We start from the raw sequence: 25,507 nt of genomic DNA, 5'->3' as shown, positions 1-25,507 counted from the left end.
ATCCTGCAACCAGCCCAAAATCGGGGCGTGCAAGCTTAACAGCCTCGTCCTTTTCGAATAAGAGGGATTATCGTTTACCTTGACCTGTCGCAACGTGTTGTTACGAATTTGCCCGCTTCGGGATTTCGACTCGCTGGACATCCACGGAGGTTTTGTTCAGCTCGCGGAAGTGCTCAAACAAACTCTTACCCTGCCGCAAACTTTTGCGCACCGCTTTGCTCTGCGCGATCAATTCAGCGCTGGGTTTTTGCCATTGCTCGGGCGGTAGAGGTTTGGACCAGTCCAGAACGCTTTTCGGGAAGCTGGTTTTCGGCAGGCGCTCGACCCAGGCGGCGATGTGGCAGGGCAGGGTCCAGCCGCTGCAGAACTGGATAAGGATGAAGCCAAACAGATAAGTTACGTACCAGTGGTTTTCTCGATAAGCCACACGGCACAGATGGAAATGGGCGACGGTGCCTTCTTCATAGTTCTCGCTCATTGGCGGTGGCAGCGCGCTTAACCCTTCCTCCATATAACCGCGAATGGCCTCCCATTCGCTGACCGCCAGCATGAGCGATGCCGTAGGCACGGTGATCCACACTACATCGCCATTTTCAGAATCCCGCAGGCCAATCATCAGCGAAAAACTGTTGTGGCTGCCGTATTGCGTAATGACCTTGCCGCTGCTGACGCAGGCAATGACTTCTTCCCACGGTACAAAGCGTGGCGGCTGACCGCGCTTGGCAACATAGGCAACTTCGCGGCGTTGGCGGTTGAAGCGGATGGGGGGAGAGGTGCTGGATTGATAAACCGCTTTGGAAAATATGGAACAAAAAAGAATTATATAAAATGACAAAATACCCCAAACGAACCAGTTTGGCGATGCAAGTTGGATAATAATGTTTAATATGGGTCTGCCATGATTTATATGATCGTACAGACCCAGTCCTAAACCCACGATGAAAAAGAAAATCACGATGAGCATAATTGATCCAATGCCGCTCCTTACTCCAAGCTCCCATGTACCCTTGCTCATCGCAAAATCGAGATAAGTTTGGTTGGATAGCTTATGTAGTTTTCGCGAGCTGAACCCCGGCGAGCCGGTTGGTATTGGTCGAGGCGCGATATAGAAAACCTCTACACCGGATTCTTTCTCAAGATCGCCTGCTCTGGGCAAACGATCGTATTTAGTTGTCGGCATTGAGTAGCTTCCGAGTAATTTGTAATTCTTCCAATGCTTTGGGTATTGGTGGAGTTACCAATGAGGCAGTGATTGGTTTTTTTGATATGTTGGACTGTGTTAGCTCAATTCGGTAGAAGAGGCTCCCTTTGGCTTCTTTTAGATAATTAGCTGCTATCGCTGGTCGAACGCTTAAGCGTAACTGCAGTAAAGCATCTGAACCTTGCCACTGATCCGGTATTTCCAGTGCGAGGGTTAACGGGCGATCAGCAATTATCGTTACGAGCGATGACAGTGCACTACCGACATCCCATTCATCAGTGTTTTTTTGCAATCGTGCGCTCCACCGCAAAGACATGTCGTTGAAAGTTGCTAAAGTTATACCCGGTAGCTGTAAATGCAGAATTCGAAAGTGCTCGCCGTCAACGCTGCGTTCTTGCACACCCTTATCAATAATCTGCGGGAGCAGCGTAGCCTCGGCTAATCGTTGGGAGTGTGTCGGCCAATCCCATCCTTCTGGTCTTACACCCCAACAGCAGCCCGTCATCCAGCGTTGTTGATCATCCAGGTTGTTATAGTTATAAAGCGCTTCGCCGCCTAACTGCAGGGCGGTAAAAATGAGGCCCCATGGCGTCAAGCGCATAGAGAGCCGTATAAACCGCGCTCCGCGAGTTGCCAAAGCCGTGCTCGCCGCGAGTTTCCTTTCTGAGGGGAGGGCGCTCATAAAATCTTTCAGTACTTCCAAACCCTCCCCTAAGGCCCTTGCTCCGACTGCTCCAGTGATGCCCACTGACCCCAAGTCGCCAATTACACCGCTTAATGCTCCCGCTTTTTCACCAGCCGTTCCGTTGAATAAGGCGTTATGCCATTTATTCCAGTTGTCCACAGCGGTGCCTATGGAACCTATAAATGCCATAGGGGAAATGATCATTCCCAGCCCTAGCCCCAAACTCCCCGTTCGTACTGCGAGCAACATTCCGGACGTCCCTTGGCTACGGGCGAGTATCGTCTGCATCGCCCTGTCGACCATGGCAATATGCATTGATTGGTAAACCGACAATGCCGAGGCGGCGATGCTTGATAAGGCTCCGATGAGAACGATGTTTTGTTTAATGGAAGGGCCATTGTCAGCAGCGTTTGATTTCCAAGCCTTCCAAGCCTCTCCCAAATTTCCCACTTGCAACCCAACCGCCAACAATGGTATCCACCCGCTCTTAAACCCTGCTTTCCAAGCCCCGTCAGTCGCATAACCTCCCAACATTCCAGATCTAAGGCGTCTGGTTTCCTCATACAACGCACTCGACTGTTCCTGCGTGAGATTCAGTCGCACGCCGATATAGCCGGTGGGGAATTTGCTGTTGGGGGAGATTCCGTCTTCCAGATCCCGAACTACCGCCGAGCGCTTGTTTCGCGTTTCCAGCAGCTCTTCGTTGATACGCTGTTTCTCGACCGCCGCCTGATAGCGCTGGTCTTCGCTGCGCATGCGACTACGGGCGAGCTTGTCGTAGAGTTTGCGGTCGGTCTTGAGGTTTTCTTCGTGTTCGAGCAATGCGTTGAGTCGGGTGAAGTTGTCCTTGAATTTTTGCACATCGGCTTCGCTGGCGATGCTCAGCGTGGCGCCTTGTTGTTGCAGGGCGATCAGTGTTCCCAGGCGTTGGGCGCGGTTGGTGTATTGCTGGAATTTCTGTAGATGCTGGCTTAGCTCCGGAGTATCGAGTTTGGCCTGCATCTCGGCCAGCCATTGCTCCATGCGCAGGGCGATGGCCGGGATGTAGGTGGCGCTCACCGCCTGATGCAGGGAATGGGCCTCGCCTTCCAAATGCAGGCTGCGGGTCCAGTGATTGCCCATGATCCGCCCGATCTCGGACATTCGGGCCTGGGCACCCGCCATGTCGCCGGAGAAACCACGTGAATCGTTTAGCAGCTTGATCAGCTCGCCGGATTTCTCGCGCAGGAATTCCAGATCAAGCCGTCCGTAGAACACCGGCAGCGCGTAGAACGGGTACTCATGAAAGTACTCGCCTAGTTTCTCCAGCGCTGCATCGGTGCGACACAGATCGCGGATGCAGTTGTGTTCCATGGCCAGCGCGTGGTTTTGCTGCTGGGGATCAAGCGGATCGAAATACCAGGCGCTGCGGTGGAATTCACCTTGGGTAAACAGATGAAGGCGGTCATCGGTGATGGCGTCCAGGCGCTCGGTCCAGCGCTTGAGGTGCAGGCGCTCACGCTTCAGATAACGCTGCATTTCCTCATGGCGAACCAGATCGACGATACCTCGCGAACCCAGGCCGACGCCTTCCAGCGTGCCTTTGCTGCTGTCCTGCAGCGCATCGATTTCGTCTTTGAGGTCGGCATGCAGCGGTTCGCCCAGTTCGTCGACCATTTGCGCATGTTTGGCATCCATTTCGCGTTTGGCGATGACGGCTTCCGGGCGCTCGCGAAGCTCGGCACCCCGCTTTGCGGAGTAGCGGCCATCTTCGCCCGCAGTAACGGCAAGCCCCTTGCTGTGCTCCCCGCGCCACTGATTACGGGCGTTGATGTAGTCGTAAATGGTGGTGCGCTGTGCAGGCGTGGTTTTGCTGAAAAAATCTGAATTGGTTGCGGTTTTCGGGGCGTTCTGCTCGCCAATGGTCATCAGCGTGTCGATGTAGCTGCCCACCACGTAGCGCATTTCATTGTTATGTTGCTGGGTCCACTGCTCGATCCAGTCGACGACGGTGTCCTGTTCCTCGGCGAGATCACGCATGATCCCGATGCTGTCTTCCAGGACCAGATACAAATGATTGAACTGGTACTGCGCGTTCAGCGAATCCTTGAGCTGGCCAATGTGCGCTTCGCGGAACAGCGCTTGATGTTCCCAGACATAATCCTGGCTTTCCTCGGGATGAGCGTCGGGCGTCAGGCATTGTTCGGCGGGCTGTTCGGCCAGTTCGGCGAGGGATTGCCTGATCTGATTTTCGACCCGCAGATGTTTGCCGCCTTTTTCGCAGTCGGCAGCGGCCAGATCCACGCGTTGCATGAAGTAGAGGCGATCAGGCTTGCTGCCAATCACCTTTGAGCATTTGGCGGCGGTCCATTGCAGTTCCGAGTAAGCCACGTGCAAAACGCTGTTGCGGGCAAAAACCAGCGTCGCTTCGCCCACTGAGTGGCTGCGTACATCCCGGCCAACATCGGCGCCTTGCCAGAGGAGTTTTACCGGAACGCCATTCTCCATCCGGTACTCGTGCAGATAACCGCTGGCCTCGTCGATGACATACAAATAGCCATCGCGAATCAGGCGCAGACCGATGGGGCGCTGCAAGTGTTTGTAAGGTGTTTCCGCAATATCGCTGGCCAGCCGCTCGACGCGCCCGTAGCGCACGGGCAGCAACTGAATTTTTTTGCCCATGAGCGGGCAAGTACCGAGGCTGTCACGGGCGTCTTTGTGGCCACCGCTTCGGGCTTCCCAATAGGCGCGGTCTTTGTCCGGCAGGCGTTTGTCTGTCATGGTCGAGCTCCTGATGACTGCTTGTCTCGCTCAAGGGCCAGCAGGTTGGCCTTTTGCACACGCTGCGAGGGTGTCAGCGCTGAGGAGGTGTAGAGCAGGGCGGTGATGTCGGGATGCGCAGCGGTTGCCTGACCGTCGAGAAATTCCATGACATTGGCGTAGTGCAGGATGTCGCTCTCGCTGTGGAAACCATGTCCATAGGCGGTGCTGGCCATTGCATGGAAGTAGGTGAAGCGTCCTCGGGCGTCCAGCCGAGCCTGAAAATCCGGGAAGTGTCGGGCCATGTGCTGGTCGAGCTTGAGGACCGTGTTGCGGAAGTTGACTTCATTCAGCGCGTCGATCTGCGCGGCATTCAGGCGATAGAGGGTATTGTGATCAGTGATTGCCGGTTCACCCAGGCGTTGATGGTGACGCCAGGCTTTGACGTATGGGTCGACGGCGTAGACGTGCTCGACAGGGCCGAACAAGGCGTTATCGGTTTGCCGCGGATAAAGCTCGAACAGGGCATTGGCAACGGGCGGATCGGAGAGGTTGAGCAGTGTCGGTTTGCCGACCGGTTCATCGACCGTGACCAGCCAGCGCAGGTGATCGACGATGCATTGCGCTTCGGTGCCGCTGAAGAGCAGCAGCCCCCAGATGTGTTCCGCGTTGTGCAAGAACGCTTGTAGCACCGGGTCATGGTGCCCTTCAACGACTACCAGCACCGGCGAGACGTCCAGCAGTTCTTTAAAGCGTGTGCCGAGAAACAGCGGATGGCACTGGATGCCCGGATTCCACTGATACAGCCGGGGCAGGAGATTGCCGGTTCGTACGGCATTGAGCAGCAGGTAGCCGTCTTGCGACCAGGGCAGGTCATTGGGGCCGGATCGGAGCTCGGTCATCGAGGGGCGCCTTGCACGGGGCATGGGGAAAACGCGAATACTCAATGGCGATGCGGGCGGCTTCAATACGGCAAAGCGTGTTTCGGAAAGGCCTTACAGCAGTTGCAGATGGTTCGCTGCTCCGGGGTAATTAACAGGAAATCCACGCATAAAAAAATGCCAGTCAGCAAGCCGACTGGCATTTTTGGTTCATCCGTTCGAAGCGTTCAGACGCGAACGCTCAAACAGCGCAAATCAGAACTCGTGATCGGCGTTGTCCGGGTTCAGGTCGGTGATGCCCAGTTTGCCAGCAGCCTGTTCGATAGCGCCGGTCTGCTTGACCAGCGAAGCGATGGCGTCACGTACTACCTGATTGCCTTCGGTGTTGCCGGCGGCGATCAGTTGGTCGAAGTGCTCGCCTTTATTGGCGTGATCAACGATGGCTTGCAGTTTCGCTTGAGTGGCGTCCAGATCGGCGCGCAGGGTGGCGTCGGTGGCCGGGTCGACTTTCGCAACCAGCGACGACAGGCTTGGGCCGCTGATTTTGCTGCCGTCTACGCGGGTGTATTCGCCCAGATAAACGTTGCGGATGCCTTTGCCGTTGTAGAAGTGCGAGTTGTGGGTGTTGTCGCTGAAGCAGTCATGCTCGTCTTCGCTGGAGTTGGCTTCCAGTGCCACTTTCATGCGCTCGCCGGCCAGTTCGCCCAAGGACAGGCTGCCCATACCGAACAGCATTTTGCGCAGGCCGCTTTCGCCGGACTCTGCTTCCAGGGTGGCGCGATAGTTGTCGGCAACACCGGCTTTCCAGTTGTTGGACATTTCGGTCAGGTCGCTGACCAGCAGCTGGGTAACGGCTTTCAGGTAAGCACGACGACGGTCGTTGTGGCCGCCGGTGCTGCCAGCGCCTTCGATGTAATCGGACGCAGGACGTTCGCCGGCACCCGGACCGTTACCGTGCAGATCCTGGCCCCAGAGCAGGAACTCGATGGCGTGGTAGCCGGTGGCAACGTTGGCCTCCGAACCGCCCAGTTCATTGAGGCTGGCGAGTTTTTCAGCGGTGATGTCCTTGACGTCGACCTTGTCCTCACCCACTTGAACTTCAGTGTTGGCGATGATGTTGGCGGTTGCACCCGGGTTACCCAGCGCGTGCTGGTAATCCTTGGCGACGTAATCGATCAGGCCTTCGTCCAGGGGCCAGGCGTTAACCTGTCCTTCCCAGTCGTCGATGATGGTGTTGCCGAAGCGGAAGACTTCGCTCTGCATGTAAGGCACGCGCGCTGCAACCCAGGCGTCACGGGCAGCCTTGAGGGTTTTGTCATTCGGCGTGGCGAGGAAGTCGTTGACGGCCGTTTGCAGGGTCTTGGCGGTAGATTCCGCGTCGCTGAACACGGCATAAACCATGTTGGCGTAGTTGGCGACCACGGCTTTGGCAGCAGCGTCGGTAGATTGTGCAGGAGCGGCAGGCGCAGTGGTGGCCGCTGCCGGTGCAGGCGCCGCAGCCGGCGCGGGAGCTGCCGGAGTAGCAGCAGGGGCTGGCGTGGCAGCTTTATCCTTACCTTCGCCACAACCGGCGAGGGAGATAGCGATGGCCAGCAGACTAGCGGTTGCCAAAGGCATACGAATCATGACGAAATCCTGCGTCTAGAGGGTTTAAGGCGCCCGGCGCCCAAAAAAAGCTGCGACATAATGCGAAAGATTTGCATTCGATGTAAAGGCAAATTGCCCGGTTCGGGAAATGTGGTGGAGGAGAGCTTGTAACAAGGGGTTTCAGGTGACTGAAATCTGTTGGAGCGAGGCCTGGCCGCGAACGCAGTGTTTCAGGCATAAAGTTCTTGCGAAAGACCCGGCGCCTCGCGGGCAAGCCTCGCTCCAACGAAATTACACCCGGCTAAGCGTCAGGAAACCTCTACGTTGCTGCGTTGCGACTGTTTCAGGTAAGCCAGCAGTTCGCGGGCGGGCAGTGGTTTGCTGTACAGATAGCCCTGACCTTCGTGGCAACCTTCGGAAATGATGTACGCCTCCTGCGCCAGCGTTTCCACGCCTTCGGCGATGACCTGCATGCCCAGGCTTTTACCCAGCTGAATGATGGCACGCACGATGGTGGCGTCATCGTCGTCGTCGATAAGGTCCTGCACGAAGCTTTTGTCGATCTTGATCTTGTCCAGCGGCAGACTTTTCAGATAACTCAGGGAAGAATAACCGGTGCCGAAGTCATCGATGGCGATCAACGCCCCCGAGCGACGCAGGCTCAGAAGGTGCTGGGCGGCGGTGCTGATGTCTTCCATCAGGCCGGTTTCGGTGACTTCCAGTTCCAGGCTGCGTGGCGGTAACCGATAGATCTGCAGCAGATTGTTGACCACACGGGGCAACTCGGCGTGGTGCAGCTGCACGGTGGACAGATTGACTGCCATGCGCAGGTCGGTGAAGCCCTGATCATGCCATTCACGCAACTGGCGACAGGCTTGATCCAGAACCCATTCACCAATGGCAATGATCGTCCCGTTCTGCTCGGCCAGCGGAATGAACAGGTCGGGCGGTACCAGACCGTGTTCCGGATGCTGCCAACGGATCAGTGCTTCGACGCCGACTACACGGTGGTCGCGGTAGCTGATCTGCGGTTGGTAAACCAGATACAGCTGATCGCGGGGCAAGGCTTCGCGCAGGTCTTTCTCCAGCTCCCGGCGACGGCGCATTTCGCTGTCGACACTGGCGATATAGAACTGATAGCGGTTGCGCGAGCGTGACTTCGCCAGGGTCATGGTCTGTTCGGCTTTTTGCAGCAGCTTCTCGGTGCTGTCGCCATCTTCCGGGAACAGCGTGATGCCGATGGTTGCGCGCAGGCGAATTTCCTGGTCATCCAGGGCAAACGGCGCCTCCAGGTCATCCAGGATGTTCTGCGCCAGCTCGGCGGCTTCGTAAGGTTGTTCGATGTCGGCCTGGACCAAGGCGAACTGGTCGCCACCCAGACGAGCCAACGCCCCAAGCCGACCGCTGTGGCTGCGTAGTCGGTCAGCCAGCGCCAGGAGCAATTGGTCGCCGGTTTGATAGCTGAATTGTTCGTTGATGCCTTTGAAATCGTCCAGGCCGACGCAGATGACTGCAACCCGCCGCTGCAGACGGCCTGCGTCCACCAGGATCTTGTCCAGTTGTTGCTGCAATTGCTGGCGGTTGGGCAGGCCGGTGAGAAAGTCGTATTGAGCCATGCGCAACAAGCTGTTTTCGGCTTCGTGGCGCAGGTGTGTATTGCGCTCAATCGAGGCCAGCAACTGGTTGGCGGTGGTGACCCAGATGCCCAGTTCGTTTTTCTCGTGCCCTTTAAGGAGGGGCAGCTGATTTTCACTGGGGCGATCGGGGTTGATGCTGGTCAGGTGTTCGATGATTTTCGACAGTGGCTTGGTCAGCAGCCAGTGATAAACCAGATACAGCACCAAGCCCATGGTCAGTGCGCGCAGGACGCCGGAAATGAAGATGATCACCGAGTTGACGATGAAACCGTCGCCATAAGTCGCGGTATCAAGGGTGATGCGCAGGTCGCCGTAATACTCGCTATACGGGCTGCGGCCCACCAGTTGGGTGGTGAAGCTGCGTTCCTGGCCGAGAATCAGGTCAGTCAGCCAGCGCGTGGGCGAGGCCTTGAGCGGGCGCTCTTTTTCGGCCAGCAGGGTTTCGTTGGGATGGCCGATAGACGCCATGCGCACGGCATTGTCCTGAAACAGGCCTTCGATGACCTGCATGCCCATTTCCCGGTCCAGGCTATAGACCGCCTGGGTCGAAGGGTCGCGGAACATGCCCAGGATACGCTCGGCGTCGTTGGCGACGGCCTGACTGGTCTTGTACGCGTCATAAACGATCTGCGCACAACTGAGCACGACGCCCACGATCAGCGCCGATAGCAGGACCACGCGCAGCAGTTTTACCGACAGGCTGTTTTTGAGTTCCAGCTTCAAATGGTCATTCCTTAATCCGTGCCGGGAGCGTGAACCCTTCCTAACCATCAAAAACACAGCCGACGAGCCCTGACGCGAGCATCATCCGCAGATGATGCGGTGCCACTTCCTGCTTCCGTGCGGCGACTCGACTTGCCGGGCAAGGTCGGGCCATTCCCTATGTCGGACGAAAACCTTTGAAACTTGAGCGGAGCTTCGAAAAACCCAAGGAGATGATATTAGTCCGCTATCGCTTTCTGACAATACATAACTATGTGTTACAGGCGAAAAAAAACCCGGCAATGCCGGGTTTTTTCATCTGGAGCTGAAATCAGGCTTTAAATGGCCCGTTTTCAAACTGCTCAGCCACGAAATTCCAGTTGACCAGATTCCAGAACGCTTCTACGTATTTTGGACGCAGGTTGCGGTAGTCGATGTAGTAGGCGTGTTCCCAAACGTCGCAGGTCAGCAGCGGAGTGTCGCCGCTGGTGAGCGGGTTGCCGGCGCCGATGGTGCTGGCCAGAGCCAGGGAACCGTCAGCTTTCTTGACCAGCCAGCCCCAACCGGAACCGAAGGTACCGATGGACGTTTTGCTGAACTCTTCCTTGAACTTGTCGAACGAACCGAACGCAGCATTGATTGCGTCAGCCAGTGCGCCAGTAGGTTCGCCGCCAGCGTTAGGCGCCAGGCAGTTCCAGTAAAAGGTGTGGTTCCAGACCTGGGCGGCGTTGTTGAAGATGCCACCCGAAGACGTCTTGATGATTTCTTCCAGGGTCTTGCCTTCGAACTCGGTGCCAGGCACCAGGTTGTTCAGGTTCACGACATAGGTGTTGTGGTGCTTGTCGTGGTGATATTCCAGTGTCTCTGCGGAAATGTGCGGCACCAGAGCATCTTTGGCGTAGGGCAGCGGCGGCAATTCAAAAGCCATGGTTTATCTCCTAATCAGGTCAGTTGCGGTGAGCGCAAGGCCGATCACGGGCGGCCAGACAGAACATGCGCCGGGGAGTTTGTACTCTTTGCGGCGCAGGGTCTGGATCATAGCACCGGGTCCGTGCCTTAACCACGCAACAACTGTGTGGGATAGAGGTTCCAGAGGCTTTGCGTTGATCGCCCGATAAATTACCGGCGCCTCACGCGGCCCTGATCAGCTGCGCCGCGACGCTGAACATCATCACCGCCACCAGCAGGTCCAGCACCCGCCATGTCGCCGGTCGGGCCAGCCAGGGAGCGAGCCACGCAGCGCCGACCGCCAGGGTGCTGAACCACAGCAGAGAAGCGCTTGCGGCGCCAAAAACATAAGCACCGGGGACACTTTGCTGCGCGCCGAGGGAGCCGATCAACAGCACGGTATCGAGATAGACATGGGGATTGAGCAACGTTACCGCCAGCGCACTCAACAGCACGGCGCGTCGTGAGCGCAGGCCGACCACTTCGTTTTGTTGCAGGCTCTGCCGCGAACAGGCGCGTCGCAGCGCCAGGCCGCCGTAGCAGAGCAGAAACACCACGCCGCCCCAGCGCGCGACGGCCAACACCGTCGGATTATGCGCCAGCACATTGGCCAGTCCGAAGACTCCGGCCGCAACCAGCAACGCGTCGCAGGCAATACACAGCATGGCGACGGGCAAGTGATGTTCCCGGCGCAGGCTTTGCGCCAACACAAATGCATTCTGGGTACCGATGGCCATGATCAGGCCGGCGGCGACCAGCAAGCCATTCAAATAGCTTTGCCACATGGAACACGCTCCGCAGTGAAAATCATTGAGCCTGTTCGGCCAGTTGTTGCAGGGCGATCATGGCTTTTGCGGCGTCGCCCTTACCCACGAACAGATGGTCGTGATAGAAGCCCGCGATGACATTGCAGCTGATTCCGGCTTCGGCCAAGGCCGTCGCGAACGCGGCAGTCAGGCCGACGGCTTCCAGCGCTGAATGTACGTTCAGCGTGATCCAGGCTGCGATGTATTCGAATTTCAGACCCAGCGCCTGTGCTTGCTGACGTTCGAGAATGACCGTCAGGCCTTCTTTTTCGCGAAAGCTGCCCACTACCTCGACGCCGCTCAGCAGCTGAGCATCGGCGACGCAGCAAAACACGTAGTCACCTTCGTTCAGGTGCGGGCTCATGCTTTGCAGCAACGTGGTCAACGAGGTTTCACCGGCCATGTGGGCTCCTTGTGGAATAAAGCTGATTACAGGTTTGTGTGGCGATTCTGCGGGTCGACGCTGTATAAGGAAAACCAATAATCCTGATCGCTCATTAGGAAAACTGATGTTCGACTACAAATTGTTGTCGGCCCTCGCTGCCGTCATCGAGCAGGCGGGCTTTGAGCGGGCGGCGCAGGTGTTGAATCTGTCGCAGTCCGCAGTCTCGCAGCGCATCAAACTGCTGGAGGCGCGCATAGGTCAGCCGGTGTTGATCCGGGCGACACCGCCTCGCCCGACGGAAATTGGCCGACGGCTGCTCAACCATGTGCAGCAAGTGCGGCTGCTTGAGCGGGATTTGCAAAGTCAGGTGCCAGCGCTGGACGAAGAGGGCATGCCCGAGCGGCTGCGAATCGCGATCAATGCCGACAGTCTTGCGACATGGTGGGCATCTGCGGTTGGGGATTTTTGTGCCGAACACCGTCTGTTACTGGACCTGGTGGTGGAGGATCAAGATGTGGGCCTCAAACGCATGCGTGCGGGTGAAGTCGCCGCCTGCGTTTGCGGCAGCGAACGCCCGGTGGCCGGAGCGCGCAGCCAGGTGCTGGGCGCCATGCGCTATCGTGCACTGGCCAGTCCACAGTTTATCGCTCGGCATTTTCCCGAAGGAATTACCCCGGTCCGGTTGGCGCGCGCGCCAGCGCTGGTATTCGGGCCGGACGATTTCTTGCAGCATCGTTACCTGGCATCGCTTGGGGTCGAAGGCGGATTCGAGCATCATTTATGCCCATCGTCCGAAGGCTTTATTCGCATGACCGAAGTCGGCATGGGTTGGGGGCTGGTGCCTGAGTTGCAGGTTCGCGAACAGCTGCAACGCGGCGCGCTGGTTGAGCTGGTGCCGGACAAGCCGCTTGATGTGCCGTTGTATTGGCATCACTGGCGCAACGGTGGACAACTGTTGACGAAGTTGACCGAGCATCTGGCGCAACAGGCCGGGCAATGGCTGGTGCCGCTGGAGGCAGATTGAGCGTCAGTGACTGACTTTGGTGGCGCGGCCCGATGGCGCCTTCGCGGGCAAGCCTCGCTCCAACAGAACGCTTTAGTGGCATACACGTAAAACGAAATTCGACGGAGCGGTAAATGAAGATTCTGATCACCGGCGCAAGCGGCTTCATTGGCGGGCGCTTTGCGCGTTTCGCCCTGGAGCAAGGGTTTGACGTACGGGTCAATGGTCGTCGCGCCGAAGGTGTCGAACACCTGGTAAGGCGTGGCGCCGAGTTTGTGCAGGGTGATTTGATCGATCCGGAGCTGGTGCGCGAGCTGTGCCGGGACGTCGACGCGGTGGTGCATTGCGCCGGGGCGGTGGGCGTCTGGGGCCGCAAGCAGGATTTCGTCCAGGGCAATGTGCAAGTCACAGAAAACGTGGTTGAAGCCTGTTTGAAGCAGCGCGTGCGCCGCCTGGTGCATTTGTCGTCGCCTTCGATTTATTTCGATGGCCGCTCGCATCTGGGTATCAAGGAAGAGCAGGTGCCCAAGCGCTTCAACAATCATTACGCGGCGACCAAGTATCTGGCCGAGCAAAAGGTCTTCGGCGCAGAAGAGTTCGGCCTGGAGGTCATCGCCTTGCGGCCACGATTCGTGACCGGCGCGGGCGACAACAGTATTTTCCCGAGGCTGCTGAACATGCAGCGCAAAAACCGCTTGTCGATTATCGGCAACGGGCTGAATGTCGTTGACTTCACCAGCATGCAAAACCTCAATCAGGCCATGCTCAGCAGCCTGCTGGCGACTGGCTCGGCCTTGGGCAAGGCCTACAACATCAGCAACGGGACGCCAGTGCCGGTGTGGGATGCAGTGAATTACGTGATGCGCCGGATGCAATTGCCGCAGGTAACACGTTATCGTTCCTACGGCCTTGCTTACACGGCAGCTGCTATAAATGAGGGCGCGTGCCTGCTTTGGCCGGGGCGACCTGAACCTACGCTGTCGCGTGTGGGGATGCAGGCCATGAGCAGGGATTTCACCCTTGATATCAGTCGGGCCCGGCATTATCTGGACTATCAGCCGCAGGTTAGCCTTTGGGCAGCGCTGGACGAATTCTGCGACTGGTGGAAAGCGCAACAAAACATGTGAGCGCCGTAGTTGCGAATTGCAACGGTTATACTCCCCCGACTTTCAGGCTTAAAAAGCGGATTCATACAGGGTTCCTCATGCGTAACGATCCTTACGACGACGTCGATGACGTCCCGAACCTCAGCGCCAAGGACGATGATGACGACTTCGCGCCAACCACCGGCGCGCGCAAACGCACCACGGTCTATTCCCGCGATACACCGGTGGTCAAGGTCAAGGCACCGAGCACAGGCCCGTTATGGGCGCTGGTTGGCGCGTTGTTCATCGCATTTTGCGGACTGGGCTGGTGGAGTTTCCAGCAGATATCCCTGATGGAACAACAGTTGGTCGCGACTCAGGAAAGCTTCGCCCGGATCAGCGAAGAAGCGGCGGGGCGCCTGCAGGATATTTCCGGCAAAGTGGTCGCCACCGAATCTGTGGTGGTCGACGGCGTTGCACTCAAGCAGCGGATCAAGCTGCTTGAAGATCAACTGGCCGATCAGGACAAGCAGCAGGAAGGTGTGACGGGCCAGCAATCCGCGCTGGAAAAGCGTCTGGAACAGATGACTGCACAGACCGCCCAGCAACAGAGCGCCAATTCTCAGCTGGCAGAACAACTCAAAGCCGTGACCACCGAGCTGGCTTCGCTCAAGGCCGCCATACCTGACTCGAAAGCCACCCAGGGAGATCAGGAAAAAATCGACGCTCAGCTCAAGAGCCTGAACGCCGACGTGGCTGCGCTGAAGAAACAAGGTAATCCAGCGGCCGCCATCGAGCGCCTGGAACAGGATCTGATCGTGCTCAAGAGCGAACAGGAAAATCGTCCGGCCCCCGCAGCCGGTGGCAATACTGCCGAGTTCGATTCGTTCCGTGCTCAGGTCACCCGCAATATCAATACCCTGACGGCGCAGATTCAGACCTTGTCGCAGCAGCTGAATGCTCGAAGGTAGTCAACGTATCTAACCCGTTGGATGCTTGCCCGCGAATGGGTCTGTTGCGGTCTTGTAGGACCGGATTCATCCGGGAAGACGTCAGTGCAGTCAGCGGGATAGTCGGAGTCTGTCCCGACCTCTTCGCGAATAAATTCGCTCCTACAATTTCGAAATCGGCGCGATCTTGTGGGACCAGATTCATCCGGGAAGACGTCGGTGCAGTCAGCGAGATAGTCGGAGCCAGTCCCGAACTCTTTTTTCGTCTTGAATAATTAGATATAGCGCTGCGTGGCGAGCACCTTTGTAATCTGTGTTCCAGGCACTGTAACGACGGATCGACTATTTGCCATCCGTTGGCCTGTTATTAACGACTCATCAGAGTCACTTTCATGGATGAAAGGAAAATTAAATCGTGAATACGTTTGATGATGAAACCCGCTATGACGACGAAATCGATACCTCTGCAGGTACGGGATCAAAAAGTCCAGTTTCGAACCTGAAAGCTCCGGTGCAAAAGAACTCTGCTATTACTGGCACCAAGCCACCCAAGCCTAAACCGGTCAAGCCAACTCCGGTACCGCCTAAGCCAATGCCCGTACCGCCCAAACCCGTACCGCCCAAACCGGTTAAACCCACCCCGATACCGCCGAAGCCCGCGCCGGTGCCGCCCAAGCCGACGCCACCGGCGAATGCGAGCGCGCTTCCCCCGGTTTCGCTGCCTCATAAGCCACAGAGCCGCAATAAACTGGAGAGTTTTGAAACACTGACAAGCATTGCATCCAACGCGGCGTCGGCGACGGCTTCGGTTCAGAACCTGGCCAAAGGCCTGAAAGCAACTCAGCTGGAAGACGGCACAGTGGTGAATCACGAGACTTCCACTGTCACCTTGCCTGACGGACAGGAGGTTGATGTGAATAACAAGACGGTTATTCATGCTGATGGCTCAAAGGAAGAAGCTAACGGCGATATCACTTATCCCGATGGCAGGAAGTATATTGCCGCGCAGAAAGTCATGTGCCACGTGGATGGCAGCTTTGAATATGAGGACGGGACGCTGGCCGACAAGGACGGCAACTACATCGGTATGCGGTCTGAAAAATAACTAACGACAGTTACAACGTTCATAAAAGCAAAAAAACCGGGCTATCAGGCCCGGTTTTTTATTCATCACTCCATCAATAACCGTTACAGCGCCGGATAATCGATATAGCCCACTGGCCCTTTGGCGTAGAAGGTTTCCGGGTGCGCCGCGTTCAGCTCTGCATCCAGCTTCAGGCGCGCCGGCAGGTCCGGGTTGGCGATAAACGGCACGCCGAAGGCGACGGCATCGGCCGAGCCGTTGGCCAGCCAGGCGTTGGCGGTTTCCTTGGTGAACTTTTCGTTGGCGATATAAGCGCCGCCGAAGGCTTTTTTCAACTGTGGACCAATGCTGTCGCCTGCTTCGCGTTCGCGGGCACAGATAAAGGCGATGCCGCGCTTGCCCATCTCGGTTGCCACGTAGCTGAAGGTTTCGCTCAGGTTATCGTCGCCCATGTCGTGCAGGTCCGCGCGCGGCGAAAGGTGCAGGCCGACACGACCGGCACCCCAGATTTCGATGGCCGCATCGACCACTTCAATCATCAGCCGCGCACGGTTTTCCACGGAACCGCCGTATTGGTCAGTCCGCTGGTTGGTGCTGGTCTGCAGGAACTGGTCGAGCAGGTAACCGTTGGCGCCGTGGATTTCCACGCCGTCAAAACCGGCGGCCTTGGCGTTTTCCGCACCGACCCGGTAGGCGTCTACAACGTCGGCGATTTCTTCCAGTTCAAGGGCGCGCGGTGTCACGTAATCCGCCAATGGGCGAACCAGGCTGACGTGGCCTTCGGGCTTGACGGCGCTTGGCGCGACCGGGGCTTCGTCGTTGAGGTACGAAGGATGGGAAATCCGCCCTACGTGCCACAGTTGCAGCACGATCTTGCCGCCAGCAGCGTGCACGGCCTTGGTGATGTTGCTCCAGCCGCGAACCTGATCGTTGGACCAGATGCCCGGAGTGTCCGGATAACCAACGCCCATTGGCGTGATCGAAGTCGCTTCGCTGATGATCAGGCCCGCCGAGGCGCGCTGAACGTAGTATTCGGCCATCATCGCGTTAGGCACGCGGCCTTCGTCGGCGCGGCAGCGAGTCAGCGGTGCCATGATGATGCGGTTGGACAGCTGCAGCTCGCCCAGGGTGATCGGGTCGAAGATAGTCGTCATGGTGCAAACCTCTTGAATGATCAAATGATTAGTGGGTAGCAGGAGCCAGATCGGGATTGGCGGTCTGGCGGAAAGTAATCAGGGTGACGATCAGCGCCAGCACGGCCAGCAGAGCGGCGGCCAGTGGCACGCTGGTGAGGCCAAGGCCGTGGGCGATGACGCTGCCGCCGATCCAGGCGCCCAGGGCGTTGCCGATGTTGAAAGCGCCGATGTTCAGGGTCGACACCAGATTCGGTGCTGCCTTGCCGTAGGTCACTACGTTGATCTGCAGCGCAGGCACGGCGGCGAATGCGGCGGTGGCCCAGAGGAACAGGGTGATTTCGGTAGGGATCACTGCCACGCTGGTCCAGCTCAGTACGGTCGAGATCACGGCCATGGCAATGAACACGCCGATCAGTGTCGCGGCGAGACGCTTGTCAGCCAGCTTGCCGCCGATGACGTTGCCGACGGTCAGGCCCAGGCCGATCAGCAGCAGGGTCCAGGTCACGCCTTTTGGCGAGATGCCGGTGATTTCGCCCAGCAGCGGCGCGATGTAGGTGAACAGGGTGAACATCGAGGCGGAGAACAGCGCCGTCATGCTTAGCGACAGCCAGATGCCAGCACCTCTCAGGGCGCCAAGCTCGGCGCGCATGTCGAGTTTTTCTTCGTCGCGTTTGGTCGGCAAGTAACGGATCAGGCCGATCAGCGCGATCACGCCGATGACGGTCACGGCCCAGAATGTCGAGCGCCAGCCTGCGTATTGACCCAATGCCGTACCCAACGGAACGCCCAGCACGTTGGCCAGGGTCAAGCCGGTGAACATCAGTGCCACAGCCGAAGCGCGACGATTGGCCGGAACCAGCCCCGCAGCCACCACCGAACCGATACCGAAGAACGCACCGTGGCACAACGCCGTAATCACCCGGGCAAACATCAGCACGTTGTAGTCGCTGGCAATCGCGCAGAGCAGGTTGCCGATGATGAAGATGCCCATCAGCGTAACCAGTGCCGCCTTGCGCGGCAGTTTGGCGGTGGCCATGGCCATGAACGGCGCGCCAATCGCCACGCCCAGCGCATAACCGGTCACCAACCAGCCGGCACTGGGGATCGAAACGCCCAGATCACTCGCCACATCAGGCAGCAGGCCCATGATGACGAATTCGGTGGTGCCGATGGCGAAGGCGCTCAAGGCCAGAATTAACAGTGAAAGAGGCACGAGGCGTCTCCTGATTGAATAGTGTTGGGGCGGCAGGTCAGGACGGCTTTTTCAGTTCCAGCAGCAACGCGTCGATGAAGGCCTGGATGACCTCTTCGTTGCGTCTGAAGAAGTGCCATTGGCCAACCTTCTTGCTGCTGATCAGACCAGCGCGTTGCAGCGTCGCCAGGTGGGCAGAAATCGTGGATTGTGAAAGGCCCGCGCGTTGGTCGATCTGACCGGCGCACACACCGTTTTCCGTGGAGTGCTCCTGATCGGGAAAGCAGGTGAGGGGATCTTTGAGCCACACCAGGATTTCACGGCGAACAGGGTGAGCCAGGGCTTTTATTATTTCGTCGAGGTCGATAGGCATTTCGTTCTCAATATGGGTATAGCGCTATATCGCGATGGAGCGAACTTTATATTGGCATTTCGCGATATACAAATATGATTTTCTGCTGAGGACTGGATAAAACGCTATATCGGGTTATAACGATATTTGCCTGTCAGGCGCTTCCGGGCGTACGCTGGCGGCATGAATTACCTCGCTCATCTGCACCTCGGCGGTCAACGCCCGCCGCAATTACTCGGCAGCCTGTATGGCGATTTCGTCAAAGGGCCTTTGGCTGGACGCTTTTCAGACGAGTTGGCCGACGCCATCCAGTTGCACCGCAGCATTGATGCCTTCACCGACAGTCATCCGCTGGTCAAAGATGCGATTGCGCGTTTTCCCGCCGGAAGACGGCGTTATGCGGGGATCATCCTCGATGTGTTTTTCGACCATTGCCTGGCCCGGGACTGGCTGTGTTACGCGGATGTGCCGCTGGAGACATTCACGCGCACGGTTTATGGCGTGCTCGCTGCCGAACCGGAATTACCCGGCAACCTGGCGCTGATTGCGCCGCGCATGGCCGCTCAGGACTGGTTGAGTTCGTATCGGGATTTTGCCGTGGTGGAGCAAGTGCTGGCGGGGATTTCGCGACGTTTGTCACGACCCCAAGGGCTGGCGGGCGCCATGCAGGAGTTGCAGGCGCTTTACCAGCCGTTGAGTGCTGACTTCGCTGAGTTTTATCCCGTGCTGCAGGACTTTGCTCAGGCCGCCCTGGCGGGACGGGACAGTTCGGTCGGTTGAGCAATCTCGCCGAATAACGCTACATGAACGGCCTGCTGGGCTTGAAAGGCCAGTGCGGCACGTTCCTGGCCAAGTGTCGCGATCGGCTTCAGCAACTGGATATGCACGTCACCTTGCTCGTTGGCGAACAAGCGGCGCAGGTGGGAAAGCAAATCGTCATCGCCAATGAATGGCGCGATAGGATCCGGTTTGCCATTGCGCGAATAGTGAATCGCCACCGGTTGCAACGGCACGCCGGTATCGATGGCGCTGGACATCAGGCGACCATGAAAGGTGCGCAGGCTACGGCCATCGGTGGTGGTGCCTTCCGGGAAGATCATCAGCGCATTGTTCTTTTGCAGATGATTGCTCATCTGCCGCTGGATCAAACGGCTGTCACCCGAACCGCGACGAATGAACAGCGTGCCGGCTTTCAGCGCCAGCCAGCCGGCCACCGGCCAGGTGCGCACTTCGGCCTTGGACAGAAATGACAGCGGGGCGAGCATGCCGAGCAGTGGAATGTCAGTCCATGACACGTGATTGCTGACCCACAACATCGGCTGACGTGGCAGTTCGCCGCTCACAGTGACGCGAAACGGCAGGGCGTTGGTCAGGCGCGCCATGAACCAGCGGCTCCAGCGTTGGCGGCGAGCCATGGAGTTGCCGATCCGCAAGCGCTCCATCAGAGAAAACGCCCCAGCAATTGTCAGACCCAGGGCAATCACCAGCAGGACTCTGGCAACTCGCGCATAGCCGCGCACGCGGCTCATCAGACGGCTGCCTTGAAGTGGCGGGCATAGCGCGGGCATAGTTCGTCGCGCTTGAGCAGGATGAACACGTCGGCCACCTGGAAATCTTCGTCCCAGCACGGCTCGCCGCAGATTTTTGCACCCAGGCGCATATAGGCCTTGAGCAGCGGCGGCATTTCGCAGATCACGTTGCTCGGCAGATCCAGGGAAGGCAGCGGGTTTTTCGGTTCGGCGCGCAGGTTTTCGGTACACAGGTAACGTTCGCGCAGGCGCTGCATGATGGCGTGGGCTTGAATGCCGCCGTCCTGCATCGGGATGCTGGCGCAACCCATCAGGTAGCTATAACCGCCTTCGTTCAGAATCTCGGCCAGTTCGCTCCACAGCACCGCGATGGTGCCGCCGTTGCGGTAGGCAGGATCGACACAGGTGCGACCCAGCTCCAGGATCGGGCCTTGCAGATGGCTCAGGCCGTGCAGACTGAACTCTTCTTCGCTGTAGAAACGGCCCAGGGTATTGGCCGCTTTGTGATCCAGCAGACGGGTGGTTGCAACCAGCTTGCCGGTGCTCAAGTCACGCACGCCGATGTGCGAGCAATGTACGTCGTAGTCGTCCATATCCAGGCCCAATTCCGCGCCTTTGAGTTTGGCGTTGAATTCGCCGCTGAACACACTGAAACGCAGGGCCTGTGCTTCCTGCAAGGCTTTGCTGCCGATCAGGCGTTCGGCCTGAAGGCGGCGGTCGTTGGCGGTGTCGCGAATACGAGCGATCTGGGTCATGCGAAGTCTCCGTGAGCCAGCCCTGCAAGTGCGGGCGATGGGCTGAAATGGCCAAGCGCTTTGCTGTACTTATGCAGGCTAGGCAGACGCCGTGTCATGACCGTGACGCTTTGGTGATGGTTGTGTGACGGGGCCGGAGTGCCCTATCTGTTGGAGCGAGGCTGCCCGCGAATCGGCCGTAGATACTCTGTTGCGGGGATGTGCTGGTCTCTTCGCGGGCAAGCCTCGCTCCAACGGGCCGAGGCCAACCTGGAAAATTGCTTTAGCTTTTGATGTTCGCTTTTCCATGCCGCGATCTCGCAGGCACCGCCAAACGCGCGTCGGGAGGCTGAGCGCAGGTGTCGTGGTGTGGGGCGACCGGCATGGATGCCGGTCGAGCGCCGTTGGGCCAGGGATGGCCCGTCGGCGCGTACCCACGCCACGGCACCGGAGCGAAGGAACCGCTGCGAAGCAGGGGCCGGACGTCAGCGCAGATGGTTTCGTCCTTTTGCCGGAACAAAAGGACTCGACCGTCAGGGCGAAACCTCAATAAGCCGCACCGCAAATGCTGTTGGTGCCACTCGATTCGAAATCGTGACGCCAGAATAAATGGCGCCTGATCGATGCCCGCTGGCGACATACAAGGAGCGACTTTAGTCGCGAAGGCATCAATTGCCCTCCCGGCTAAAGCCGGTCCTACAGCAAGTCTCCTACGGGGATTTGCCGATCCCGCGTTCTGTCATGAACCGCTGCTAGAGTTCCCGGACTCTGTCAAAGGTCGGTCCCATGCCTCGTCGGCTTCTCTGTTTATTCATGCTGCTGTTAACCAGCATTCATGCTGTTTCAGCCAACGCCGAAAACTGGCCAGCGGAGCATTGGTCAACCAATCCCGCTCCCGGAACTGCGGCGCTTGAAACGCTGGAGAACTATGCGTTCCCAGCCCGCGACGAGACCGAGCGCAAAGGGGTACGCACTGACGCCTTGTTGGTTATTCGTGACGGCCAGGTGATCTACGAACGTTACGCAGGCGAGACCACTGCCGCCACGCCGCACCTGACCTGGTCGATCAGCAAGAGCGTGATGGCGAGTGTGTTGGGCGTGGCGTTCGGGGAAGGGCGCTTTCAGCTGGATGATCCGGTGGCGAAGTTTTATCCGCCGATGTCGGCGCATCCTGATATCAAGCTGCGCGACCTGCTGCATTGGGCTTCCGGACTGGACTGGCAGGAAGACTACGAATATGCGCCGCTCAATTCTTCGGTGGTCGCCATGCTCTACACCCGTGGCCGTGGCGATATGGCGCGCTTCGCTGCCGAGCACCCACGCGGGCAAGCGCCGGGCACTTCGTTTCTGTATTCCAGCGGCGACAGCAACCTGCTGTCAGCGGCCCTGAAAACCATGGTCGGCGCGCAGGCTTACGCCGACTACCCGTGGACCGCGCTGTTCGAGCCGCTGGGCATTCACAGTGCTGTCTGGGAAACCGATGGCATTGGCACCTTCGTGGGTTCGTCCTACGCCTACATGACCGCCCGCGATTTGGCACGTATTGGCTTGTTGATGCAGCGCAAAGGTCGCTGGAATGATCGACAATTGCTGCCCGAGGCCTGGGTTAAGTTCGTGCTGACGCCGTTCGCAGGGCTGAACGTAAATCCCGGTGCTGAAATCCCCGGCGGGCAATGGTGGCTCAATCGCACATTGGACGGCATGAAAGGACCCTGGCCGGACGCGCCGCCCGATACGTTCGCAGCCTTGGGGCATTGGGGGCAGGCGTTGTATGTGATTCCCAGCGCAAAGTTGGTGATCGCACGTTACGCCGATGATCGCGATGGCAGCTATGACCACAATCATCTGCTCAAGCTCGCCCTGGCGGCCTTCGGTGAAAAGGACGGTCAATGATGACGCGCCGACATTTCATCCGTCGCCGACCCTTCAGCAGCCTGCTGCTGTTGATCTTGCTCGCCGTGGCGGCACTGGTCTGGCAAAACCGCGTCGCCCTGAACGCATTCCCCGGAATCATCAGTGCCTACACCGCCAAAGAGTATTGCTCCTGTCGCTACGTCGTGCTTAATTCCGCCGACTATTGCCGCGTCTACGTCAGACAGTACGTACCCAGTACCTTGACCGACGATGCAGCCGACAAACGAGTGACCGCCAGCGGCCTCGGCCGGAGCAGCAGCGCCGCTTGGCAGGGCGAGCGGCAGGGCTGTCGGCTGTTGCCGCAGACACCTTGATGACCCGTGCGGCGAACATAGCGGTTCGCCAGCTGTCAGACAGGCGGTAAGGTTGCTTCCTCATTGCGCATCTGGAGTTTGCATGCACACCACCACCCGCCTGCTGCTGGCCTTTTTGGCCGTGCTCGCGCTTCCCGCTCAGGCGAACTGGTATCTGGATAACGAGTCGTCACGGCTGTCGTTCACGTCCATGAAGAATGCCGACACCGCTGAAGTGCACCGCTTCCTCACGCTGCACGGCAAAGTCGATCCCAAAGGTGTGGCCGAGCTGGAAGTCGAGCTGGAATCGGTGAGTACCGGCATTGCCCTGCGCGATGAGCGGATTCGCGATGCCTTGTTTGAAGTCGATAAATTCCCCGCCGCGCGCATCAATGCCCAGTTGAATTTGCAACCGATCAACGACCTTGCGCCGGGCGCGCAGCTGGAATTGCGCTTGCCGCTGACCGTCCAGTTGCATGGCAAAACGCACAGTTACAACGCCGAGCTGCTCGCCACGCGCCTTGATCAACGCCGCTTTCAAGTCGTGACCCTTGAGCCGCTGGTCATGCACGCCCAGGACTTCGATCTGGTGCCCGGCCTCAAGACCTTGCGCAGTGTGGCTGGATTATCAGCCATCAGCCTGTCGGTTCCCGTTGGCGCTGTTCTGATTTTCACGGCTCGCTGATGGCCGGGGCGATCTTTCCTTGGCGCAAGGACAACCAGTTCAAGTTGCTGATCGACGGTCCGGCGTTCTTTCCACGCATGATCGCCGCCATCGACGGCGCGCAGCAGCAGGTCGAGCTGGAACTCTACCTCGTGGAGGCTGGCGCCTGTGCCGAAGCCGTGGTCCGCGCATTGGTCGACGCAGCGCAGCGTGGCGTCATCGTGCGCTGCCTGTTCGATGACTTCGGCGCGCAGGCTTTTACCCTGAGCCTGCGCAAACGGCTTACCGACGCCGGGGTCATCCTGCGGTTCTATAACCGCATCCATTGGCGACGCGGTGTGCGCAACTTCTATCGCGACCATCGCAAGTTGTTGTTGGTCGACAAGGAACTGGCGGTGGTCGGCGGGACCGGCGTGACCGATGAGTTCTGGGACCCGGGCAAGGACGCCAGCGAATGGCATGAAGTGATGGTGGAGATCGTCGGGCCGCTGGTCATCGACTGGCAAGCGCTGTTCGACCGCCAGTTCCACGCCAACCCACACCGCACGGCCTGGCGTCCGGAGCAAAACTTCGGCCTGCCGCGTCTGCCCAAAGTGCCGGTGTCGGGAGAAGGGCTGGGTCGTGTGGCGTATGCCGACGCTCGTCAGCATCGGGACATTCTGCAATCCCTGGTTCGCGCGCTGAACAGCGGCCACAAACGCATCTGGCTGGCGACGCCGTACTTCCTGCCGACCTGGAAAGTCCGGCGTTCGCTGCGCAAGGCGGCCGAGCGCGGCATCGATGTACGCCTGTTGCTCACCGGGCCACGCACCGATCATCCGTCGGTGCGCTACGCCGGTCACCGCTATTACCCGCGCCTGCTGCGTGCCGGGGTGAAAATCTTCGAGTACCAGCCGTGCTTCCTGCACCTTAAAATGGTGCTGATTGACGATTGGGTCAGTATCGGTTCATGCAACTTTGATCACTGGAACCTGCGTTTCAATCTGGAAGCCAACCTTGAGGCGCTGGATTCCGGGTTGACCGACGATGTGGTCGCCAGTTTCGAACAGGACTTTACGGTGAGTACCGAAATTACCCTCGACGCCTGGAAAAGCCGCCCGCTGTGGAGCCGCATCAAGCAACGCATCTGGGGCTGGGTTGATCGGTTGGTGGTCAATGCGCTGGATCGGCGTAACTGAGGCAGGCCGTTGAGGTCAGCCAACATCGACTTCTGCGCTTGTAGTACTAGGCTGTTACCACGCCTTTCTACATCGGCCGATACTGGCTTCACTACCCAAGAGGAGAACGATGATGGCTGCCAAGAAAATCCTGATGCTGGTCGGCGACTACGTCGAAGACTACGAAGTGATGGTGCCATTTCAGGCCCTGCAAATGGTCGGGCATGTCGTGCATGCGGTCTGCCCTGGCAAACGTTCCGGGCAGACGGTGCGCACGGCGATCCATGACTTCGAAGGCGATCAGACTTACAGCGAGAAGCCGGGGCACCATTTCGCGCTGAATCATGACTTCGATAAGGTCACGCTCGAAGACTACGACGCCTTGCTGATTCCCGGAGGCCGTGCGCCGGAATACCTGCGTTTGAATGACACCGTTCTTGAGTGGGTGCGGGCGTTTGACAAAGCGCATAAGCCGATCGCAGCGGTGTGCCACGGCGCACAGATTCTAGCGGCGGCAGGTATTCTCAAAGGTCGCGAATGCAGCGCCTATCCGGCCTGTGCGCCTGAAGTGCGTCTGAGCGGCGGTACGTTCATGGACATCGAAGTCACCGCCGCACACACCGAAGGCAACCTGGTAACCGCGCCAGCATGGCCGGCGCATCCAGCTTGGCTGGCGGGGTTTCTGGTGTTGTTGGGGACTGAAATCAAGCTTTGATGAAACACCGGTCCCGTTGGAGCGAGGCTTGCCCGCGAAGGCAATAGTTCAGACTCAAAGAATGTGCTGGATCTATTTGCGTCTTCGCGAGCAAGCTCGCTTGTATGTTTAGACTTGAAGGGGTGGGC

At 58.4% G+C, this 25,507-nt stretch carries 23 protein-coding genes; 10 read left to right on the top strand and 13 right to left on the bottom strand.

Annotated features, from left to right (window positions below; genetic code table 11):
- Positions 1 to 100 precede the first annotated feature (100 nt).
- The 8 genes from AFK24_RS31460 to AFK24_RS04510 all read right to left on the bottom strand — a co-directional run bounded on the left by AFK24_RS31460 (position 101) and on the right by AFK24_RS04510 (position 11,589).
- Positions 101 to 1,180, bottom strand: coding sequence for a hypothetical protein (locus tag AFK24_RS31460; protein ID WP_240500331.1), 1,080 nt, complete (start codon positions 1,178 to 1,180; stop codon positions 101 to 103).
- The gene (locus AFK24_RS04540; RefSeq protein ID WP_065832109.1) at positions 1,167 to 4,646 is read right to left on the bottom strand and encodes a toxin VasX; all 3,480 of its coding nucleotides are present in this window, start codon (positions 4,644 to 4,646) and stop codon (positions 1,167 to 1,169) included. Before AFK24_RS04540 ends, AFK24_RS31460 begins: the two co-directional genes overlap by 14 nt.
- Positions 4,643 to 5,527 (bottom strand): DUF4123 domain-containing protein, encoded by an 885-nt coding sequence (locus tag AFK24_RS04535; protein ID WP_065832108.1) that lies wholly within the window; start codon positions 5,525 to 5,527, stop codon positions 4,643 to 4,645. The genes AFK24_RS04540 and AFK24_RS04535 overlap by 4 nt, the downstream gene beginning before the upstream one ends.
- Positions 5,528 to 5,761: 234 nt before the next feature.
- The gene (locus AFK24_RS04530; RefSeq protein WP_065832107.1) at positions 5,762 to 7,132 is read right to left on the bottom strand and encodes an imelysin family protein; all 1,371 of its coding nucleotides are present in this window, start codon (positions 7,130 to 7,132) and stop codon (positions 5,762 to 5,764) included.
- Between the two features lie 269 nt (positions 7,133 to 7,401).
- Positions 7,402 to 9,501, bottom strand: coding sequence for a putative bifunctional diguanylate cyclase/phosphodiesterase (locus AFK24_RS04525; protein ID WP_430962143.1), 2,100 nt, complete (start codon positions 9,499 to 9,501; stop codon positions 7,402 to 7,404).
- Between the two features lie 262 nt (positions 9,502 to 9,763).
- The gene (gene sodB / locus AFK24_RS04520) at positions 9,764 to 10,360 is read right to left on the bottom strand and encodes a superoxide dismutase [Fe] (RefSeq protein ID WP_065832105.1); all 597 of its coding nucleotides are present in this window, start codon (positions 10,358 to 10,360) and stop codon (positions 9,764 to 9,766) included.
- 202 nt (positions 10,361 to 10,562) lie between these two features.
- Positions 10,563 to 11,165, bottom strand: a complete 603-nt coding sequence (locus AFK24_RS04515; protein ID WP_065832104.1) for a LysE/ArgO family amino acid transporter — start codon at positions 11,163 to 11,165, stop codon at positions 10,563 to 10,565.
- A 22-nt stretch (positions 11,166 to 11,187) separates the two neighbouring features.
- On the bottom strand, positions 11,188 to 11,589 hold the full coding sequence (locus tag AFK24_RS04510) for an ACT domain-containing protein (protein ID WP_065832103.1): 402 nt from the start codon (positions 11,587 to 11,589) through the stop codon (positions 11,188 to 11,190).
- A 106-nt stretch (positions 11,590 to 11,695) separates the two neighbouring features.
- Here AFK24_RS04510 and AFK24_RS04505 point away from each other — a divergent pair, with 106 nt between their 5' ends.
- The 4 genes from AFK24_RS04505 to AFK24_RS31320 all read left to right on the top strand — a co-directional run bounded on the left by AFK24_RS04505 (position 11,696) and on the right by AFK24_RS31320 (position 15,714).
- A complete protein-coding gene (locus AFK24_RS04505; RefSeq protein ID WP_065832102.1) occupies positions 11,696 to 12,595 on the top strand; it encodes a LysR family transcriptional regulator ArgP in 900 nt (299 codons plus the stop codon).
- A 113-nt stretch (positions 12,596 to 12,708) separates the two neighbouring features.
- Positions 12,709 to 13,701 carry an NAD-dependent epimerase/dehydratase family protein gene (locus tag AFK24_RS04500; protein WP_065832101.1) on the top strand — a complete coding sequence of 331 codons (993 nt, stop codon included), beginning with the start codon at positions 12,709 to 12,711 and terminating at the stop codon, positions 13,699 to 13,701.
- 77 nt (positions 13,702 to 13,778) lie between these two features.
- On the top strand, positions 13,779 to 14,630 hold the full coding sequence (locus AFK24_RS04495; RefSeq protein WP_065832100.1) for an ATPase: 852 nt from the start codon (positions 13,779 to 13,781) through the stop codon (positions 14,628 to 14,630).
- Between the two features lie 394 nt (positions 14,631 to 15,024).
- The gene (locus AFK24_RS31320; RefSeq protein ID WP_065832099.1) at positions 15,025 to 15,714 is read left to right on the top strand and encodes a hypothetical protein; all 690 of its coding nucleotides are present in this window, start codon (positions 15,025 to 15,027) and stop codon (positions 15,712 to 15,714) included.
- A gap of 83 nt (positions 15,715 to 15,797) precedes the next feature.
- On the opposite strand, the gene AFK24_RS04485 is transcribed toward AFK24_RS31320, so the two are convergent.
- The 3 genes from AFK24_RS04485 to AFK24_RS04475 are packed head-to-tail and all read right to left on the bottom strand — an operon-like array spanning position 15,798 to position 18,394.
- On the bottom strand, positions 15,798 to 16,847 hold the full coding sequence (locus tag AFK24_RS04485) for an alkene reductase (protein WP_065832098.1): 1,050 nt from the start codon (positions 16,845 to 16,847) through the stop codon (positions 15,798 to 15,800).
- 28 nt (positions 16,848 to 16,875) lie between these two features.
- Complete coding sequence (locus AFK24_RS04480) at positions 16,876 to 18,042, bottom strand: MFS transporter (protein WP_065832097.1); 1,167 nt, start codon at positions 18,040 to 18,042, stop codon at positions 16,876 to 16,878.
- Between the two features lie 37 nt (positions 18,043 to 18,079).
- Positions 18,080 to 18,394: an ArsR/SmtB family transcription factor gene (locus tag AFK24_RS04475; RefSeq protein WP_020293015.1), complete on the bottom strand. Its 315-nt coding sequence runs from the start codon at positions 18,392 to 18,394 to the stop codon at positions 18,080 to 18,082.
- 162 nt (positions 18,395 to 18,556) lie between these two features.
- Here AFK24_RS04475 and AFK24_RS04470 point away from each other — a divergent pair, with 162 nt between their 5' ends.
- Positions 18,557 to 19,153, top strand: a complete 597-nt coding sequence (locus AFK24_RS04470; RefSeq protein ID WP_065832096.1) for an ACP phosphodiesterase — start codon at positions 18,557 to 18,559, stop codon at positions 19,151 to 19,153.
- Here AFK24_RS04470 and AFK24_RS04465 read toward each other — a convergent pair.
- Together AFK24_RS04465 and olsB are read right to left on the bottom strand one after the other, a co-directional pair.
- The gene (locus tag AFK24_RS04465; protein ID WP_065832095.1) at positions 19,114 to 19,902 is read right to left on the bottom strand and encodes a lysophospholipid acyltransferase family protein; all 789 of its coding nucleotides are present in this window, start codon (positions 19,900 to 19,902) and stop codon (positions 19,114 to 19,116) included. The two genes, AFK24_RS04470 and AFK24_RS04465, sit on opposite strands and share 40 nt — an antisense overlap.
- The gene (gene olsB / locus AFK24_RS04460) at positions 19,902 to 20,657 is read right to left on the bottom strand and encodes an L-ornithine N(alpha)-acyltransferase (protein WP_065832094.1); all 756 of its coding nucleotides are present in this window, start codon (positions 20,655 to 20,657) and stop codon (positions 19,902 to 19,904) included. The genes AFK24_RS04465 and olsB overlap by 1 nt, the downstream gene beginning before the upstream one ends.
- 765 nt (positions 20,658 to 21,422) lie before the next feature.
- Here olsB and AFK24_RS04455 point away from each other — a divergent pair.
- From AFK24_RS04455 to AFK24_RS04435, 5 genes are all read left to right on the top strand, one after another.
- On the top strand, positions 21,423 to 22,529 hold the full coding sequence (locus AFK24_RS04455) for a serine hydrolase domain-containing protein (protein ID WP_065832093.1): 1,107 nt from the start codon (positions 21,423 to 21,425) through the stop codon (positions 22,527 to 22,529).
- A complete protein-coding gene (locus AFK24_RS04450; RefSeq protein WP_065832092.1) occupies positions 22,526 to 22,864 on the top strand; it encodes an amidase in 339 nt (112 codons plus the stop codon). The genes AFK24_RS04455 and AFK24_RS04450 overlap by 4 nt, the downstream gene beginning before the upstream one ends.
- A gap of 82 nt (positions 22,865 to 22,946) precedes the next feature.
- The gene (locus AFK24_RS04445) at positions 22,947 to 23,528 is read left to right on the top strand and encodes a YceI family protein (RefSeq protein WP_065832091.1); all 582 of its coding nucleotides are present in this window, start codon (positions 22,947 to 22,949) and stop codon (positions 23,526 to 23,528) included.
- Positions 23,528 to 24,685: a phospholipase D-like domain-containing protein gene (locus AFK24_RS04440; protein WP_065832090.1), complete on the top strand. Its 1,158-nt coding sequence runs from the start codon at positions 23,528 to 23,530 to the stop codon at positions 24,683 to 24,685. Before AFK24_RS04445 ends, AFK24_RS04440 begins: the two co-directional genes overlap by 1 nt.
- Positions 24,686 to 24,794: 109 nt before the next feature.
- Positions 24,795 to 25,379 (top strand): DJ-1/PfpI family protein, encoded by a 585-nt coding sequence (locus AFK24_RS04435; RefSeq protein ID WP_170826285.1) that lies wholly within the window; start codon positions 24,795 to 24,797, stop codon positions 25,377 to 25,379.
- The last annotated feature ends 128 nt before the right edge of the window (positions 25,380 to 25,507 follow it).

Origin of the sequence: Pseudomonas syringae, from assembly GCF_001698815.1 — a bacterium.
GTDB lineage: Bacteria > Pseudomonadota > Gammaproteobacteria > Pseudomonadales > Pseudomonadaceae > Aquipseudomonas > Aquipseudomonas syringae_A.
Note: the sequence above shows the minus strand (reverse complement) of the source record. Positions and strands in the feature narration are given on the sequence as shown.